The organism is Chitinophaga pinensis DSM 2588, from assembly GCF_000024005.1.
In the GTDB taxonomy this organism is placed as follows: domain Bacteria; phylum Bacteroidota; class Bacteroidia; order Chitinophagales; family Chitinophagaceae; genus Chitinophaga; species Chitinophaga pinensis.
Genome location: NC_013132.1, coordinates 5,938,109 through 5,955,218, shown reverse-complemented (window position 1 = coordinate 5,955,218; position 17,110 = coordinate 5,938,109). Strand labels below are relative to the sequence as shown.

Below are 17,110 nucleotides of genomic sequence, written 5' to 3'. Positions count from 1 at the left end.
GCTCCCGGTCTGGCGGCTAACGCACAGTTGGCGCTGCTACAGTCATCCCTTTGCTGCCTTCGTCCGTCCGCCACCTGCTTTAGCCGCCACGGCCTTATCTTTTTGTCTCTGCCATCCGCTGCGCTCCTGGCCCTGATAAGGTCTAGCGCGGCCAGCTGTGGCTCCGTGCTCCGCTACCGCTGCGCACTCCCACCACAGCGACCGTGGCGGCATGGCGGTGGTGGCGGGGGATCGCTATTAAGCGTGAGATTATAGCTACCAGAGGTCAGTTCCCTGATCGATGCGAAGAACAAGGCGCAGCGAACGTGAGCAGCAGTACCCTGGTCATCTGCAGTACTATCTTGCTTCCGTCTGCAGGATAAAGGATGCGGTGATCGGGATACAAATGCTGTACGTTAGTTCGTTGATGATCAGCAGGATAAAGATCAGCTTTAGTAACGCATCCCTCATCCCGCATACGTGCGTGTTATTTTTTTTGTTTCAAATGAAAATACAGATGAAAGAAAAAAGGATATCTTAGGGTCAGTTCTTTGAGTAAAAATCCGTTTGGGACGTTGATGCCTGGGGAGAGGGTTGAGTAGTGGGGGATATCGTTATGGGTTTAATGGGAAGGAGAATGATGATGAGGTGAAGGGCGAGGGGAATCAGCAAGATTATGGAATGCGGGTGTATGATCCGAGGATAGGTAAGTTTTTGAGTGTGGATCCGTTGAGTGTAGAGTATCCATGGAATAGTACTTATGCTTTTGCAGAGAATGACGTTATTAGAAGTATTGATCTGGATGGCGCTGAAAAGAGAGTAAAAACATACTCTTATACGATGTCGGGCGGTAAGACAGTACTAACAGTCACTGACAACGTTTGGAAGCAACAAACAGATATAAGCATTCATCTTCTAGGAGCACCTCAGACAGATAAACAGATAGCCGCTCATAGTGCTATAACATATCAAAAAGTGCCCAAACCAGATAATGGTTCGTTTGCGTTCTTTGAGTTTTCTCCTGAACTAAAGAAAGCCAATTATGGAAAATATACCTATACGGACAATAATGGAAAGCAGCAGGTTCAGTATTTTTCAAGTGAGGAGTTGCAATTTAGAATTGATGAGATAGAAGCGGCGAAGCAGCGGTTAAATAAGGATATAAATATTGCCGCAGCAAGTGCAAACTTAGTAGGAGCTGGTATGCTTGCGAAAGCAGAACTAAGTTCCGTGCCTAAAGAGCCGTATTTATATCGAGGTTCTATGAGTGAACCTTCAAATAAGTTTGTGAATGGTTTTAAAGCAAAAGGAACGAATTATGATTTATGGGAGCATCTACAATCCAATCCCAAGAATAGTGCTTATATATCAACTACTAAATTGAAGGATCTTGCGGCAGATTATGGATACTTTGTATATGAAATTAGATTTCAAAAAAATGGGATTGATATCAATGCAAAATATGGGACGTCAAATAAATGGCATTATGAAAACGAAGTTTCAGTCCCTGATCAAATAAAAAACACAGATATCAGGGGGGCCTATAAGGTTAATTCGGATGGAACGCTCGGAGATTTTATTCCTAACCCTAATTTTAAAAGATAGAATGTATACGGAACAAACGTTATTGAGGCATTTAATAAATTTCAATTTAAATGAATCGGAGGAGTTTAGAAAACTTGCAAGGCTATATTGTGAAGGTATAGATCAGAGTATTATCGGTGAATATTTTAGCGGAGGATGGAGAGAAAAACTACTGGTCTCTTTTTGTATTGCTTTAAATAAGAAAAGTGAATATTTAAAACAGTTAGAAGTGTTATTATTTAGTGAAATAAATGGGAAGCAAATAAAGGGTTATATACTGGCAATTGTTTTAACTGCTTCCAGCGATGAAGCTATTAAAATTTTGAATAGTTATTTAGATGCATACAAAGAGGTATCAATGGAATTAAATTGGATTTATGATGCGCTCGAATGGCTAGGCGGTAATTTATCGAATGAAAAAGGCTTAGGAAGCAGTAGCAAAATGAAAACAGCAATCAATATTTTACAATAGTTAGTATCCCTGGTTTAGTAACTATCATAAATTGCAGGGGCTGGCATATGCTGGCCCTTTGTTATTTATGATAAGCGTGTCTAGCTTTAGCATCCCGAAGGAACATATCCAGTAGTTTAAAGGCATCCGCTTTATCCTGGTCACTTAGTTTTTGAATATCCATAATCCTGTCAAGGATAGTTTGATCCAGAAGTAGGTCAGTATTACCAACGAGGTAGTCCAAAGAGACTTCCAGTGCGGTAGCGATATTGGCGGCCATCTCAATAGAGGGTTTTACTTCATCGCGTTCATACCTGCCAATGACGGCCCCATGTACGCCTACCTTTTTAGCTATCTCGTCCTGGGATAGTTTTTTGTCTTTCCTCACCTCAGTAAGCCTTTTGCCGAAAGTAATCTGCTTCATATCTGTAGTAAAAACAACGGTTAGAATAGTGTTTGTGCAAATTTATGAAACATAAATAGCGTAATCAAACTATAAAAGTCTTGTTGGATTAAGATTGATATGTTATGTTTGCAACAAATCTGTTGTGAAAAAATATTTTTATGAAAACTGTAAGTAAAACACTTCGTCGGGGAAAACTACATGGTCGTTACCAGGAATTAAGTAATCATTGGAACAGGGGCCGTGATGTGCCCTTCTGGAAACTCAGAGGGAGTTGTTCTTACACGAAAATTTAAGAAAGTCTGTTGACACCTGCCCCTTCTGAGTGGAATGGTTTAGGTGAGACAGAATATTTAGTTCCTGGTATTGTTTTAGGTGCAGACGTTAATACAATACCCGGTATAAGCCACCAGATGTTAAAGCTTCCGGTACAACGCCACAAGGTAATAATAAAGAACATGAAGCAAGAAACACTAAATAACGAGAATGATTTATTCGCCAAATTGCTTGGTTTGATTGCGTTTCAATTTGAGAATAATACTAAACCTTTTAAAGTTTTAAAAGCAGCTATAAGCTATAAAGTACACGAATTCGATCGTGATCATGCTTATAACGTGTATAAAATTAGACGTGATTTAGGGCAACGTACATTGAATCATTTAAAAGAGTTCGACGAGGTACTTGAGAATTTGTGTAGTTATGAAGGTGAACGGATATTGATTCATATCTTCAAGATTGATGGGGGACTTCTACTTTTTTTTACCTCTATAGATTGTGACAAAATATTTGGATTTATCTCATCTGGTGAGAATGGTGAGGGATTCGAGGAGAATAAGTAACCATGTTATAAAAAAGGAATGCCTGGTCCCTAGAGAGGCTGGGCATTCCTTTTTTGATAAATTTTATATTCATAATAGTTATTTATAGTTTATTCCTTTCGTGCACTTAGAAGTTAAAACATGTTTAATATACTGAATAAGGACTATAGGTACTGAATGTGTCGGTAACGGCTCGTGATATAATAGACTGGTTTTATGCAGTTCTTGTATTGAGAAGTAAATGTCCATGGATTAGTTTTTCGATTCATTTGGAAGTTGATGTCTGAGGAGAGCGTTTAGTAGTGGGGCTTATCGTTATGGGTTCAATGGGAAGGACGACAACGAAATCAAAGGAGTGGAATCAGCAGGATTATGGTATGAGGGTGTATGATCCGAGAGTTGGTAAGTTCTTATCAATAGACCCACTGACGCAGAAATACCCGGAATTAACACCGTATCAGTTCGCAAGTAATAGACCTATTGATGGTATTGATATAGACGGTTTGGAGTGGGGCCTACTATTGTTATTGTCTGAGAAAATACCCTCAGCTAAAAATTCCTCAGGAGTTTATTAGACATATACAGTCCTGCCAAGGGAATAAAATAAAATTGACCTCAGTCGAAGGGAAATATATTCAATACCTGGTATCTAATATGTTCAATATTACATGGAGCAAAGATTATAAACTACCTATGGACGTTAAAGAAATTGTAACGGTAAAAGGTGGAATAGTCAGATGCTATTAGTGGCATTAGCATTTCAGGCGGAGATAGTAAAAACAAAAGATGATGAAACAATATCCATTAATGTGTCATAACGGTTCGGTTTATTTAGATGCTGTTATATCGATCGCTAGCGGCCATGGAAAAATCCAGTTGAAATTCGATACGCAGGATATTCATATTGAATTGGAGGAAGACTATCCATTTTTTGCGCTGATATCGTTAAGGCGTATACTGGAACCCCAAGGTATCAGGATTTTGTGTAAAGGATCAAGGTTAGATGTTTATCCTTCAAGTTTTATGGCAACCAGTTTTAAGGCATATAAACTTGAAATGGGAAAGCCAGGAGCCAGAGAAGACCTATGTTTTATTTTTGATCCAACCGACGATCTGAGTATGATAGCAACTGTCGACGAGCAGTGGGAGTATTGGCTCAGATGGCGAGGTGATTTTTTTAGAACCCAGGAATATTAGCCTAATATTTTGTCGGTAATAACCAGATTTTGCTTATTACCATAGATCAATTTTCCCGCAATCGGGTTGTTTATGTTTGCATAGGGAAAATCAAAGAGCAAACATACATGGAGGTGTTGTAATCCTGATTGATGAATATGATAAGCCGGTTAAATATCAGATTACTGAACTAGTTATTGCGCATATGCCTTTCTGGCTTTCGCATCTCTGATATACGTATCAATCAGATCATAGAGTATCCGTTTCTTATCCTCTTCCAGCAACTCAAGTTCTTCCAGCCGCTTCAGCGTCTTTTTATCAAACCGGGCATTTATCCCTTCACCTACCAGGTAGTCCAGACTAACCCCCAGCGCATCTGCAATCCTTTTAGCAGCATCAATGGACGGTACGGCTTCCCCGCGTTCATACTTCCCGATCATCACCCTGGATACGCTGCTTTTATCTGCTAGGTCGGTTTGCGACCATGCTAATTTATCTCTGAGATCGGCAATGATTTTACCTGTGTTCATATCTTAAAGGATATAGAATGGTGTGATTAGTTTTCAGTTTCGCGAATTTAAGTAACTAAAAGGGAAAATAAGTCTGATAAGATTTGTCTAAATGCCACATAATGAGCGATATTTATAACTGATAGTTACATTAAAACTAACAATAAACTTTCATCTATGGCAAAGGCAATCCGTCATGGCAAGCTGCATGGCCAATATCAGGAAGTAAGTAATCACTGGAAAAAAGGGCGTAATGTGCCGTGGCTAAATGTGCGTGGTTTATGGTTAGAGGATGCAGGTTTTAATGTGGGAGATCCCATTGAGATTACTGTTGCTAAAGGGAAGCTGGTCGTGAAAAAAGTCGCCGTAAATGAAGATACCCGGAATTAAGAAAGAGCTGAATATGATGGCAGTCATCTGCCATCATATTCAGCTTCATATTATCTAACAAGTGAACCATCCAATAATATTTTGTACAATTAAAATGATCAGAGATATTTGTATCTTATAGTTTTTGGAAATCATATAATAAATATTTCTCCGAAAGGGAAGAAACAGTAGAAATATACAAGCTGGATGATCATCAGCCATACACCGATCAAAGTTACTCCGGCACTAAGAAATTAGTCTTATGTTTGAAATCATATTTGACTCAAAAAAGGAAGAGCAGCACGCTGATATAGTTATCAATATCTCCGATAAATGACCGACTACATTAAACTCTATTCACAGGAACCAGCAACATATATCTGCCGACATGCAGGAAAGATGTTACTCACGAAACATGATTACACAGGAGACTTAGCAGATTGGTCTTCTTTAATAAGACTACTATATATATTCGAACTACCCGTAACGGAAATCCTGGGCGGAATCGTCGATGAAAGATATAAGATTGAAGAAGTTTTCCCTGTAAGCGAAATACTGGTATTCCTCCTGTGTGAAAAAGGCACGCCCTATTGGGTCGAACTTGTATTCAGGTTCTTACTTGATGACAGCATCAATGTTTCACTAAGTGAAGAAGCAATCAATGTTTTGCAGGACCGGACTATTACATCACGTTTGCCTCAGCATTTGGCGCACCGCACAAGAAGAATTGTAAATAAATCTGTCGCCTCCCGTAATAGGTCTTAATCAGCGGCTGGCGCTCCATATTTTAATATCCTCTCCCCGGTAAAACACCCGGAGTTCAAGTGGGTAAAGGATATCAATATTAATACAATCAGGACTTGAATATCGTATGTCCATGATATTGTTCCCTGCTGCACTCCGATGATAATCCACGATTCTGAATTGCAATGCTTCCCCTGGCGCTAAGTCGAACTCCCATACCGGAGGATCAATGATAATATAGAGCGTTTCCTGTCCCTCGTTTTTAAAATTCATTACCAGATCATCGTAGTACATCTTCCTGGTTTATTGATATGAATAGACAAGATATCATTTATGGCTTAAAATTCCCGTCAAAATTACGTAAAACCCGCAACCTCAAATCTCCTAATTTTGCCCAAAAAACACTATGGCAGAAACAAACAATCCCTTATTCACCGGGATAAAGGTGAGCAAACAATTATCAGACAAGAAATTTGTCATCAGAAGAAGAAAGGGTAAATACTTTTTAAGTAAGTATCCCGATATGAGCAATGTGAAACCGTCGCCTTTGCAGGTGCAGGGAAAATCACGCTTTGCTCAGGCCGTGAAGTATGCGCAGGAGATAGTGAAAGATCCCGTACGTAAAGCCGCTTATAAAGCGCATCCGGGTTGCTCTGTTTATCACAGCGCTATTAAGGATTATATGCAAAAATAGTCCGTTTCATCTGGCAGGTGCGCCCCCTGCTAATGATACACTACCCCAACCACTCCGACCGGAAATAACCTCATTTATTATAGTCAATATCCCACTGAAGACCCTACGCAGCGCAACAAATCTTCCTGTTTTTTATTCCTTTGATAGTCAGATAATACTTACTATACCTTAGTGCTGCCTTGCCGTCGTAGCACTAACGGAGAATAAGTATAGTCAGACTATTTTAGTGAGAAAATCCGCTGGTTAAATGCCTATTTTTCATTAACTTGTATACTGTTAATCTACGCAGACCAAAACTGTTACGCATTCATTGCCAAATCAGAATTTATATGAAAAACTTCCCTATCAACACCATTGTTGTTAATCGCCATTACTATCCCGTAACTAGTCAATCCTTCCTATCCCTTCTCTCCCGACTACAGGTCCTACCAGCCCGACTTAGTGCCTTACAGCTCCTCCCACCGCACTATTCCAGTTATTCATTCATTTTAGTTAACCGATTTGCTATATCCGATGGAACAACCTTTTTTAATTATCACAAAAGACGGCAGCCGGATGGCGGTTTCCCCCAGGGAGATCGTTTATGTCACTGTCGATGCTAATTATATTAAACTGACGCTTGTTAACAACCGCATTATACCCGCCCGATACAGTCTGACCGAATTTAAAGCACACCTTCCTCCCGAAGATTTCGTCCGCACACACAGAAATTACATCGTCTCCATCCGGCACATTGACAGTGTCGGAAGGAGTATTGCTACTGAAAGAGATGGAGAGAAAACGAAGGAAGGAGAAATTATAATGAAGAATGGTCATACAATACCCTTGAGCGAACGTTGTAAAAAACAGGTATTTGCCTGTTTTAAACAATTATAGCCATACGCTCATCACACAAATTCAGGCGCTCGTGAAAACTTTTCCCGCGTCCGGATACATTGCCTGAAAGTGAGTCGAAATCCTTGCTAATATTGTCTCAGCAATCGCAATCAACAGTACTGCGCCTGCAACAGGAGAGGGGCGCCTCCGGTTGCGACTGTTGACCACGATTGTGATGTAAATCTGTTTTTCATTTAAAAAAGGAACATTATGGCAATCGTCAAGGATAACATTTTCACGACCGGTGTATCCGGTACTATCGGAAAGAAAATGACACTGAGTATTCGTAAAGGAAAAACAATCGTAGGCGTCAAACGCGGACCAAACAGCTTACCGCCGACAGAAGAACAACTGGCCGTACAAAACAGGTTCACTGATGCTGCAACGTTCGCAAAGAACGCCATACAGGACCCTGTATTGAAAGCAGCTTATCAGAAAGCGGCGAAAGGCGGACAGTCTGCGTTTAACGCTGCATTCAGAGATGCTGCATTACCACCGGTGATAAGGCTGATCGATACCAGCGCATACAAAGGACAAACAGGCGATAGTATCACTATCAACGCACACGATGTGTTACCACCGGTAGGCGTGAAAGTGACTATTTTATCACAGGCCGGCGTCGAACTGGAAAGCGGTGACGCATTACCGGATGACCATAAACGTTACTGGAAGTATTCCGTAACAGCAGCCAATGCTGCATTGACAGGTACCGTCATTCGTGTAGAAGCAACCGATGTTCCGGGCAATAAAGGCTCCCAGGAGATTACCATCTCCTAAATCCACAAACAGCATCCCGGTCACAGGCCGGGATGCTATTAAAAACCTAAAAACAATTATCATGGCAATCAATAGAAATAACATACTCCTGATGGGGTTGAGCGGCTCTATCGGCGATCAGCTGACCATCCGCCAGGTAAACGGCAAAACGGTTGTAGGCCGGAAAAGAGGGAGGAGCACCACACCGCCTACCCGTAAACAAACAGCCGTGTTAGAGCGATTCAGAATTGCAACAAAATTGGCGACGGCTGCATGGAAGGATCCGGAGAAGAAAGCTGTCTACCAGGAGATCGCAAAGAAACGTAAAAAGAACGCCTATACCTTATTGTGTAAAGACGCGCATTCATTCCCCGAAATCCGGGACATTTTTACTGACCATTATAAAGGAGAAGCGGGGAACGTTATTTACATACAGGCAAGAGATGTTGTGCAACTCGATTCAGTGGAAGTAATGATCATCGCAGCAGATAGTACCGTGCTGGAAACAGGAAGGGCAGTCGCCGGTAGTACAGAATGGGCATATACCTGTAAAGCGGCTAACAGTAGTCTTCCAGGTACCAGGATCGTCATTGCTGCGAATGATATTCCTGGTAATCAGACAACCTGTGATTTCTTACTTATATAAGTAAATTTTTCCGCTGAATAGTTAGTGAAAATGTCCGGATTTTTTATCCTGACAATTTGCTATTCCCGCCAGTAGGCTGACTATTAAATATCTGCACATTACAGATTAAATGAACACGAAAAATAACTAATACAATAAAAAGAATATTCGTACCTTTATAGCAGAGTCTGTAGGTGTCCTACAGCTATCCCTAAAAGCTAATTGATTTTACCTATGAGTTATATCCTGATGCAGGGTACTACCAACTCGAAGATTGAAAAGATAGAGTTGCAGGATTGCCCTAAATGTAAACACGGCTTACTGGAAGACAGATTGCCGCGTGGTTTCTTCGCTAAATATGTCCTGGGATTTTTACCGCTGCGTAAGTACATGTGCTACTCTTGCCTGAAGACGAGCTATGTATTACACAGACCTAAGAGAGAACAGGTAGCTGTTGAAACACCAAGACCAATCGTAAGACCCAAACCTGTGGCTATACCGGCACACTAACTGTGGAATAACGTAAAAACATATATTTTTTTGTAGTAAAGATTACCCGATGCAATTAACGGCATCGGGTAATTTTTTTTCAGATAATCTGTACGGTTCATAATTTCAGAAAATCGAATTTGTATATTTTAATATTTGTTACTCCTTTTCCTTTAAATATAATGGCTGAGCTTCCCCATTTCAGAATTTTAAAACAAACGTATCTTCCTATTTGTTATCAAATGCAGTGGAACAGGAAAAAGGGTGTCGTCCGACTTTGGTATAGTGTTTGTTTCAAGTGTCTTCACTGAACATCAGGATCGCAAGCATAACTTTAAAGTCTTTTAAAAACATCTTTAGAGTCATACCAAACAGGTCAACTGACATGCCATGAAAGACGCTTTGCATCATGTTAATACTTTTATGTTTCTAAGAAGAGTCCACGTTAAAGGCTGTCGTTCATTCCACCATAACGATGTGTTTGGATATATGTGTTTTGTGATATGATAATGTAATACTGCGTACTTGTACGCAATGTTAGATTATGCTTATTTGTTGCTTCCACGGAATTTGAAAAATTAGTTATACCACCAAAAGCTAGGAGATACACAGTATAGAAGAATTATGAAAAACAAGGCAGTTCTAATATGATGGAATATTGATATTAGAGATAAAAACATTGGTTAAACTCATCTGTAAATTGGGTAAAATTTAAACTTATGTATTTATTTTGCACGCAGGTTAAGACATAATCCACTGAAAAACATACTGTTTGAGATTCCGAAGTTGTTGAAAAACATTGATACAAGTTTTAACCTTATCTAATTAAACTGATGACTAAGAGATCATGGATTACCCCGTCCTGGCTGATTTTGTTATTAGACCTCGGGTGTTCGATTGTTGCAATGAGCTTATCTTTTTTACTAAGGCTTAACTTCAACCTCGAAGACTTTGGTCGATACCCCATGCAGGATATTGTTATTGTGGTTGTGAGTGTGAACTTATTACTGTCACTACTGTTTCGTACATACACCGGTATCGTACGTTATACAAGTATGGCTGATATAGGCCGCATCTCATGTGTAAGCCTTATCAGCGCTGTGATATATTATTATATCAACGTCGCTGCGCTCGCCTACACAACGGAAAACATGTTCCCGCTCTCTGTCATTGCTATCAACTTCTTCATCAATACTTGTTTCCTCCTTTCTTACAGACTATTTGTTAAATGGGCTTTCCGCTACTATAGCAGATACGGCGTCATTAATAAAACAAAGGCAGTAATATACAATGCAGGACACTCCGGTCTCGTCGTACGTAAAGCCATTCACGAAGACCAGACAGGTAGTATACGCGTCGCTGGATTCCTGGATGATAAATTAACCCGCGCGGGCAAACGCCTGGATGGATTGCCCATCTATGCTACCTCCAGAAGATCTCTTGAAAAACTCGTCAAACAAGAGAAAGTTAAACTGCTTATCGTTGCTGATGAAACGCCCGACACGCAGATACTGAACGAACTCGTTGACAATTGCTTTGCCTTAAATATAAAAGTACAAAAGGTCCTGCCAGTCAATAAATGGATCAATGCAGGCTGGAGCCCGGCCAAACTTCAGGATATTAAAATCGAAGACCTGCTCGACAGATCAGTCATCAATATTAATAATGAACAGGTGTCACGGGAGAATAAAGGTAAATCCATACTCGTAACCGGCGCCGCTGGTTCTATCGGTAGCGAACTTGTAAGACAACTCGCCAAACTGGAGCCTTCCGTTATTCTGCTCTGCGATAAGGCAGAATCACCACTCCACGAACTTGAACTGGAAATGGCAGAACTGTCCCCCGCAACTACCATCGTACCTTACATTGCCAATATATGCGACAGAACACGTATGCAGCAATTGTTTGAAGTATACGAACCCTCCGTCGTCTATCACGCCGCCGCCTATAAACATGTGCCAATGATGGAGAAGAATCCCTCCGTAGCTGTGTTGAACAACGTACTAGGCACCAAGATGCTCGCCGAGTTATCGGTGGAGTTTGGCGTGGAAAAATTTGTGATGATCTCTACCGATAAAGCCGTGAATCCCACCAACGTGATGGGCGCCTCCAAAAGAATCGCAGAGATCTTCACCCAATCTTATAATACACACGTCAATCGTCAATATAAAAAATCCGCATCCGGTTATAATCCTGCACCCACCCGGTTTATCACCACCCGGTTCGGAAATGTGCTGGGTTCAAACGGCTCCGTGATCCCCCGCTTCAAACACCAGTTGGAGAAAGGAGGTCCGCTGACAGTTACCCATCCGGATATCACCCGTTACTTCATGACCATACCCGAAGCTTGTCAGCTGGTGCTGGAAGCAGGAGCCATGGGACAGGGAGGGGAGATCTTTGTCTTCGACATGGGACAACCGGTGAAGATCGCCGAACTGGCGTGTAAAATGATCCGCATGAGCGGCAGAGAACCTGGCATAGACATACAGATTGTCTATACGGGTCTGCGGCCCGGTGAGAAACTGTATGAAGAACTGCTGAATACAGCAGAAAATACACTGAGTACCTACCATGAAAAGATACTGATAGCAAGGGTCCGTGAATATGATTTTGTTGAGGTAAACGACCATATTGAAAAACTGATCGCTTCTGCCCAGAAGCACTACATCACCCCAACCGTTGTGTTGATGAAACAATTGGTGCCGGAATTCATTAGTAAAAATTCTGCGTACGAACAGTTGGACAAGGATATAATCAAGTTGTAATCCATCTATAACAAAAGCGCCTGCGACATAGATTAGCTATGAGCGTGGAGGTACGTTATTTAAACAGATATTTTTCTAATGAGACTCAGTAATTGCGAAATCAATTTCAGTAATCCCTTTTTTCTGTTACTCTCGTTTGTATCAGCTATCCCCCTGTTTACGTTCATGTCTTGCTCAACGCCAAAAAATGTTACCTATTTCAGAGATATTCCTGATACGGTGCTGAGAAGATCCATTGACCAGGCGCCTTATTATACGCCTGAAATACAGGTAGATGATATCCTGCAGGTGACTATACAAACCCTCGATCCGGCGTCAACCGCAATGCTGAATCAGACAAATACTGCCTCCTGGCCTGTTACCGGAACCAGCGGAACGCAACCAGCTAGTAATACAGCAGCTTCCAATGTGAGCGGTTTCCTGGTTGATAAAGACGGCTACGTCGTACTGCCCCTTATCGGTAAAGTACTCGTGAAAGGAAAAACCACTGATAAAGTAAGAGACGATATCCGCGCAAAAGCCGCAGAATACTATAAAGATCCTGTTGTGAATGTTCGGTTTGCAAATTTTAAGATCACCGTACTGGGAGAGGTAACACGCCCCTCCACGTACATCGTACCCAATGAGAAAGTCACCCTGCTCGATGCCATCGGTATGGCAGGCGACCTGACCATTTACGGTAAAAGAGAAAATGTCATGCTGATCAGAGATGCGGGTCCCAAAAAGGAATTTATCCGCTTCAACCTGAACGACAGCAAAACATTTACTTCCCCCTATTTCTATCTGCGGCAGGGAGATGTTGTATACGTTGAGCCAGATAAGAACAAAGTGTCAGGGACAGATACGAATTCGGTAAAAAGAATCGCCGTTATCACATCCGTACTGACGCTGCTGGTAGTTGTGATTTCAAGGATCAATTTCTAAATTTTATCACTGTTTCATATGATAAACGATATTCATAAAAACGGAGCCTCCAGAAATAACCACGCATCGTCAGCTGATTTCGAGAACGAAGAAGAAGGTCTCGACCTCAGAAAGATAGTCGATAAGATGATCAGATACTGGTACCTCTTCGTGATCTGTATCATAGCAGGCATCGCATGCGCTGTACTTTATATGCGCTACGCCACGCCAAGCTATAAGATCAGCGCCAAAGTACTGGTACAGGATGATAAGAAAAATGGAAATGTACCCGGCGCCGAAATCCTGGAACAGCTGGAAATGTTTTCCAGTAAAAGCAATGTGGACAATGAAGTTGAAATACTCAAGTCCCGTTCGCTCATGGAAAAAGTAGTACGCGACCTCGACCTGAACGTCAGCTACTTCGTAGAAGGCCGCGTCAAGAAAACAGAACAGTTCATCCGCCTGCCGTTTAAATTCAAATGGCTGTACCTGAAAGATACCCTGGAGCAATCGAGCTACGTAGTCAAAATGCTCGACAACAATAAACTCAGCCTCAGCACCAAAGGTATTCACAGGGAAGCGGCCTGGAACGACACCTTTCACCTGCCGGAAGGTATCGTGAAACTGGAACGTAACGAATTCTATCCCATTCTTAATAAAGAATACCAGATCAGGGTCACCTCCTTTGATTATGCAGTAGGCCGTTACCAGAAACTCCTGGACATCAGTATTCCAAATAAACAGGCTAGTACCATCAACCTGGTACTGACCAATACCATCCCGGAGAAAGGAGAACTGATACTTAATAAACTGCTCCAGACTTACCTCAGCGCCAGCGTAGAGGATAAGAACAGGATTGTAGACAGCACGATCTCCTTTATTGATAACAGACTCGGGATCGTTACCCGCGAACTGACCAGCGTAGAAAAGGATATCGAACAGTTTAAACAATCCAATCAGCTGGCCAACCTGGAAGAACAATCCAAATTGCTGGTTTCCAATACAGGCGATTATATGAAACAGCTCACCGAACAGCAGGTGAGAATGAATGTAGTAGAGTCGCTGGAACAATATATGCGGGATGAACAGAACGCCAGAAGGGTCGTACCATCCTCCCTCATCGTACAGGATCCTACCTTCCTGGGTATTGTAGAGAAATACAACGCACTGCTCCTGGAAAGGGAAAGACTGCTGATGTCCAGTACAGAGTCTAACCCAGTTGTGAAGAATATGGATCTGCAACTGAGTGGTCTGCGGGCAGACCTCCGGAATAACCTCGCCTCCCTCAAACAGGGTATACAGGTGAGTATCGATGAATTGGAACGCAATAATGGCCATATCAGCCAGAAGATCCGGGAGGTGCCTGGTAAAGAACGCATCTTCCTCGATTATTCCCGTCAGCAGGCAGTGAAACAGGAGCTCTACCTGTTTCTGCTTAAAAAGCGGGAAGAATCTGCGATCTCCAAGTCTTCCAATATAGCAGTCGCAAGAGTAATAGACGCCGGTAAAAGCGATCCTGTGCCCTTTAAACCGAAAGGTTCCGTTATTTATATTATCGGCTTCATCGCCGGTCTGGTGTTCCCGACGCTGTGGATCTACCTGCAGGGCCTTCTGGGACGCCGTATCAGCAACAAACAGGATATCCTCAATAATACCCCGGTGCCTATTCTTGCGGAAATCGGGCATAACAAAGACAAAGATATCATCGTGGTGGGCCGCGAATCCAGAACGCCGATCGCCGAGCAGTTCAGGGCTATCCGTACCAACCTGCAGTTTATACTCTCCAATGAGGGGGATAAGGTGGTCATGCTGACCTCCAGCATGAGCGGTGAGGGTAAATCATTCGTCGCCACCAACCTGGCAGCCGTACTGTCCTTATCGGGCAAGAAAGTGCTGCTCATGGAAATGGACCTCCGCAAACCCAAGATCTCACAGATGCTGAATTTCAATAACTCCATTGGTTTCAGCACCTATGTGATCGGTAAAAGCACCCTGGAAGAGATCATCAAACCTTCCGGCGTCAGCGATAAACTCTGGCTGATCCCTTCCGGTCCGATACCGCCCAACCCGGCAGAATTGCTGCTGATGGATAAGACACAGAAGCTTTTCACTCACCTGCGCACCCTCTTTGATTATATCATCGTGGATACGGCGCCGATTGGTCTGGTAACGGACGCACAGCTGCTGGGACGTTTTGCAGATGCTACCCTCTATCTCGTAAGACAGAGTTTCACCTACAAACAGCAGCTCACCATTACCAAAGATCTCTATCAGCATAGGAAAATGCCGAAGATCAACCTGATCGTGAACGACGTGAAAACCGGCGCCGGATATGGTTATGGTTACGGATATGGCTATGGATACGGTTATGGATATGGTAATGAGCAGCCAAGCAAAGGGATTTTCAGGAGGGTCAGAAAGCCGGTAACGAAATAAATTAGGAATTGTCAATTAGAAATTAGGAATTAATTAGTCTGAACTGTATTTGTTTCTGAATGGCATATTTACTCAGCTTATTATAATCAGAGGTCAGTTGAGTAGTTGTCAAACTATAAGAATTCAATTCCTAATTCTTAATTCCTAATTCCTAATTATTAATAATGACCGAACGTTAAAAATGTCATCATCAGGGATAAATACTAACGAACAGAAGACGGTAGCCAACGCCAGTATAGCCATCATTGGCCTGGGGTATGTCGGTTTGCCCCTGGCGATCGAATTTGCGAAAAAGTACCGTACACTCGGTTTTGATATCAATGAAGTGAGAGTAAGAGAGCTGACCGTAGGTAAAGACAGGACAAGAGAAGCCAACATAGAGGAACTGAAAAGGGTGACCGCAGCCGCTGCCGGAACATCGGGTACAGGACTGACACTGTCTTCTGTAAAGAATGACTTGCAGACCTGCAATATATTCATCGTCACCGTACCGACGCCGATAGATGATTTTAAAGCGCCGGATCTTGGACCGCTGTTAAAAGCTTCTGAAATGCTGGGCAGTGTGCTTAAAGCGGGTGATATCGTGATTTATGAGTCCACTGTATACCCGGGTTGCACAGAAGAGGATTGTGTGCCGGTGCTGGAGAAAACCTCCGGACTGACATTCAACAAAGACTTCTTCGCCGGTTATTCTCCCGAAAGGATTAATCCGGGCGACAAGGTCAATACCCTGACCCGCATCAAAAAAGTGACCAGCGGGTCTACGCCGGAAATCGCAGAAAAAGTAGATGCATTGTATCGCTCCATCATTGAAGCCGGCACGCACAAGGCGTCCTCCATCAAAGTGGCGGAGGCATCCAAAGCCATCGAAAATGCGCAGCGTGACGTCAATATCTCTTTTGTCAACGAACTGGCACTCATCTTCGACCGTATCGGGATCGACACCAACGATGTCATCGAAGCGGCAGGTACAAAATGGAACTTCCTTAAATATAAACCCGGACTGGTAGGTGGTCACTGCATCGGCGTTGATCCTTACTACCTGGCGCATAAAGCACAGGCACTGGGCTATCATCCGCAGGTAATCCTGTCAGGCCGCAGGGTGAACGACAACGTCGGGAATTTTGTGGCCAATAAGGTGGTGAAGCTGATGATTGAGAAAGACCATAAAATCAAAGGCTCCCGGGCACTGATCATGGGAATCACCTTTAAGGAGAATTGTCCGGATGTACGCAATACCCGCGTAGTTGATATCTACGAAGAACTGAAACAGTTCGGCCTCGAAGTAGATATCTACGATCCCTGGGCAGATGTGGAGGAAGTTAGAAACGTATATGAAGTGGAAGTGCAGAACGAACTGGATCAGACGGTGAGCTATGACGCCATCATCGTAGCCGTTGCACATGATGAGTTCCTGACACTGGACTATGGGAAGATCAAAAGCGATAATGCCGTCATTTTCGATACGCGCTCCTGCCTGGACAGAAACCTGGTAGACGCCAGGCTATAACGGGTAAGTATTCAACAAATAAA

Annotated in this window: 19 protein-coding genes; 16 read left to right on the top strand and 3 right to left on the bottom strand. The window is 42.6% G+C overall.

Annotated elements, in window-relative coordinates; genetic code table 11:
- The first annotated feature begins 573 nt into the window (after positions 1 to 573).
- Positions 574 to 1,584 (top strand): scabin-related ADP-ribosyltransferase, encoded by a 1,011-nt coding sequence (locus tag CPIN_RS23710; RefSeq protein WP_012792385.1) that lies wholly within the window; start codon positions 574 to 576, stop codon positions 1,582 to 1,584.
- A gap of 1 nt (position 1,585) precedes the next feature.
- Positions 1,586 to 2,035 (top strand): DUF6000 family protein, encoded by a 450-nt coding sequence (locus tag CPIN_RS23705; protein WP_012792384.1) that lies wholly within the window; start codon positions 1,586 to 1,588, stop codon positions 2,033 to 2,035.
- Positions 2,036 to 2,096: 61 nt separating this feature from the next.
- Here CPIN_RS23705 and CPIN_RS23700 read toward each other — a convergent pair whose 3' ends face one another.
- Complete coding sequence (locus CPIN_RS23700) at positions 2,097 to 2,438, bottom strand: helix-turn-helix domain-containing protein (protein ID WP_012792383.1); 342 nt, start codon at positions 2,436 to 2,438, stop codon at positions 2,097 to 2,099.
- A gap of 284 nt (positions 2,439 to 2,722) precedes the next feature.
- Here CPIN_RS23700 and CPIN_RS23695 point away from each other — a divergent pair, with 284 nt between their 5' ends.
- The 3 genes from CPIN_RS23695 (at position 2,723) to CPIN_RS36965 (ending at position 4,432) form a co-directional block, all read left to right on the top strand.
- Positions 2,723 to 3,256: a hypothetical protein gene (locus tag CPIN_RS23695; RefSeq protein ID WP_044219552.1), complete on the top strand. Its 534-nt coding sequence runs from the start codon at positions 2,723 to 2,725 to the stop codon at positions 3,254 to 3,256.
- 296 nt (positions 3,257 to 3,552) lie between these two features.
- Complete coding sequence (locus tag CPIN_RS39685) at positions 3,553 to 3,810, top strand: RHS repeat-associated core domain-containing protein (protein WP_044219549.1); 258 nt, start codon at positions 3,553 to 3,555, stop codon at positions 3,808 to 3,810.
- A 211-nt stretch (positions 3,811 to 4,021) separates the two neighbouring features.
- Positions 4,022 to 4,432 carry a hypothetical protein gene (locus CPIN_RS36965; protein ID WP_012792380.1) on the top strand — a complete coding sequence of 137 codons (411 nt, stop codon included), beginning with the start codon at positions 4,022 to 4,024 and terminating at the stop codon, positions 4,430 to 4,432.
- A gap of 173 nt (positions 4,433 to 4,605) precedes the next feature.
- On the opposite strand, the gene CPIN_RS23680 is transcribed toward CPIN_RS36965, so the two are convergent.
- A complete protein-coding gene (locus CPIN_RS23680) occupies positions 4,606 to 4,941 on the bottom strand; it encodes a helix-turn-helix domain-containing protein (protein WP_012792379.1) in 336 nt (111 codons plus the stop codon).
- Between the two features lie 156 nt (positions 4,942 to 5,097).
- Here CPIN_RS23680 and CPIN_RS23675 point away from each other — a divergent pair, with 156 nt between their 5' ends.
- Complete coding sequence (locus tag CPIN_RS23675) at positions 5,098 to 5,310, top strand: SymE family type I addiction module toxin (RefSeq protein ID WP_012792378.1); 213 nt, start codon at positions 5,098 to 5,100, stop codon at positions 5,308 to 5,310.
- Positions 5,311 to 5,622: 312 nt separating this feature from the next.
- Positions 5,623 to 6,054 carry a hypothetical protein gene (locus CPIN_RS23670; RefSeq protein WP_012792377.1) on the top strand — a complete coding sequence of 144 codons (432 nt, stop codon included), beginning with the start codon at positions 5,623 to 5,625 and terminating at the stop codon, positions 6,052 to 6,054.
- Here CPIN_RS23670 and CPIN_RS23665 read toward each other — a convergent pair whose 3' ends face one another.
- Positions 6,055 to 6,327 carry a hypothetical protein gene (locus tag CPIN_RS23665; protein WP_012792376.1) on the bottom strand — a complete coding sequence of 91 codons (273 nt, stop codon included), beginning with the start codon at positions 6,325 to 6,327 and terminating at the stop codon, positions 6,055 to 6,057. It lies immediately after the preceding gene.
- A gap of 112 nt (positions 6,328 to 6,439) precedes the next feature.
- Here CPIN_RS23665 and CPIN_RS23660 point away from each other — a divergent pair, with 112 nt between their 5' ends.
- The 9 genes from CPIN_RS23660 to CPIN_RS23620 all read left to right on the top strand — a co-directional run bounded on the left by CPIN_RS23660 (position 6,440) and on the right by CPIN_RS23620 (position 17,087).
- The gene (locus CPIN_RS23660) at positions 6,440 to 6,727 is read left to right on the top strand and encodes a hypothetical protein (protein ID WP_012792375.1); all 288 of its coding nucleotides are present in this window, start codon (positions 6,440 to 6,442) and stop codon (positions 6,725 to 6,727) included.
- A gap of 513 nt (positions 6,728 to 7,240) precedes the next feature.
- Complete coding sequence (locus CPIN_RS23655; protein ID WP_044219546.1) at positions 7,241 to 7,603, top strand: LytR/AlgR family response regulator transcription factor; 363 nt, start codon at positions 7,241 to 7,243, stop codon at positions 7,601 to 7,603.
- A 210-nt stretch (positions 7,604 to 7,813) separates the two neighbouring features.
- Positions 7,814 to 8,380 (top strand): hypothetical protein, encoded by a 567-nt coding sequence (locus tag CPIN_RS23650; RefSeq protein ID WP_012792373.1) that lies wholly within the window; start codon positions 7,814 to 7,816, stop codon positions 8,378 to 8,380.
- A 61-nt stretch (positions 8,381 to 8,441) separates the two neighbouring features.
- Positions 8,442 to 9,005 (top strand): hypothetical protein, encoded by a 564-nt coding sequence (locus CPIN_RS23645; RefSeq protein WP_012792372.1) that lies wholly within the window; start codon positions 8,442 to 8,444, stop codon positions 9,003 to 9,005.
- Positions 9,006 to 9,218: 213 nt separating this feature from the next.
- Positions 9,219 to 9,494: a hypothetical protein gene (locus CPIN_RS23640; protein ID WP_012792371.1), complete on the top strand. Its 276-nt coding sequence runs from the start codon at positions 9,219 to 9,221 to the stop codon at positions 9,492 to 9,494.
- Between the two features lie 944 nt (positions 9,495 to 10,438).
- Positions 10,439 to 12,238 (top strand): polysaccharide biosynthesis protein, encoded by a 1,800-nt coding sequence (locus tag CPIN_RS23635; protein ID WP_222838146.1) that lies wholly within the window; start codon positions 10,439 to 10,441, stop codon positions 12,236 to 12,238.
- A gap of 78 nt (positions 12,239 to 12,316) precedes the next feature.
- The gene (locus CPIN_RS23630) at positions 12,317 to 13,162 is read left to right on the top strand and encodes a polysaccharide biosynthesis/export family protein (protein ID WP_012792368.1); all 846 of its coding nucleotides are present in this window, start codon (positions 12,317 to 12,319) and stop codon (positions 13,160 to 13,162) included.
- 18 nt (positions 13,163 to 13,180) lie between these two features.
- Positions 13,181 to 15,577, top strand: a complete 2,397-nt coding sequence (locus CPIN_RS23625; RefSeq protein ID WP_012792367.1) for a GumC family protein — start codon at positions 13,181 to 13,183, stop codon at positions 15,575 to 15,577.
- A gap of 181 nt (positions 15,578 to 15,758) precedes the next feature.
- Entirely contained in the window at positions 15,759 to 17,087 is a 1,329-nt protein-coding gene (locus CPIN_RS23620; RefSeq protein WP_012792366.1) for a nucleotide sugar dehydrogenase, read from the top strand.
- The last annotated feature ends 23 nt before the right edge of the window (positions 17,088 to 17,110 follow it).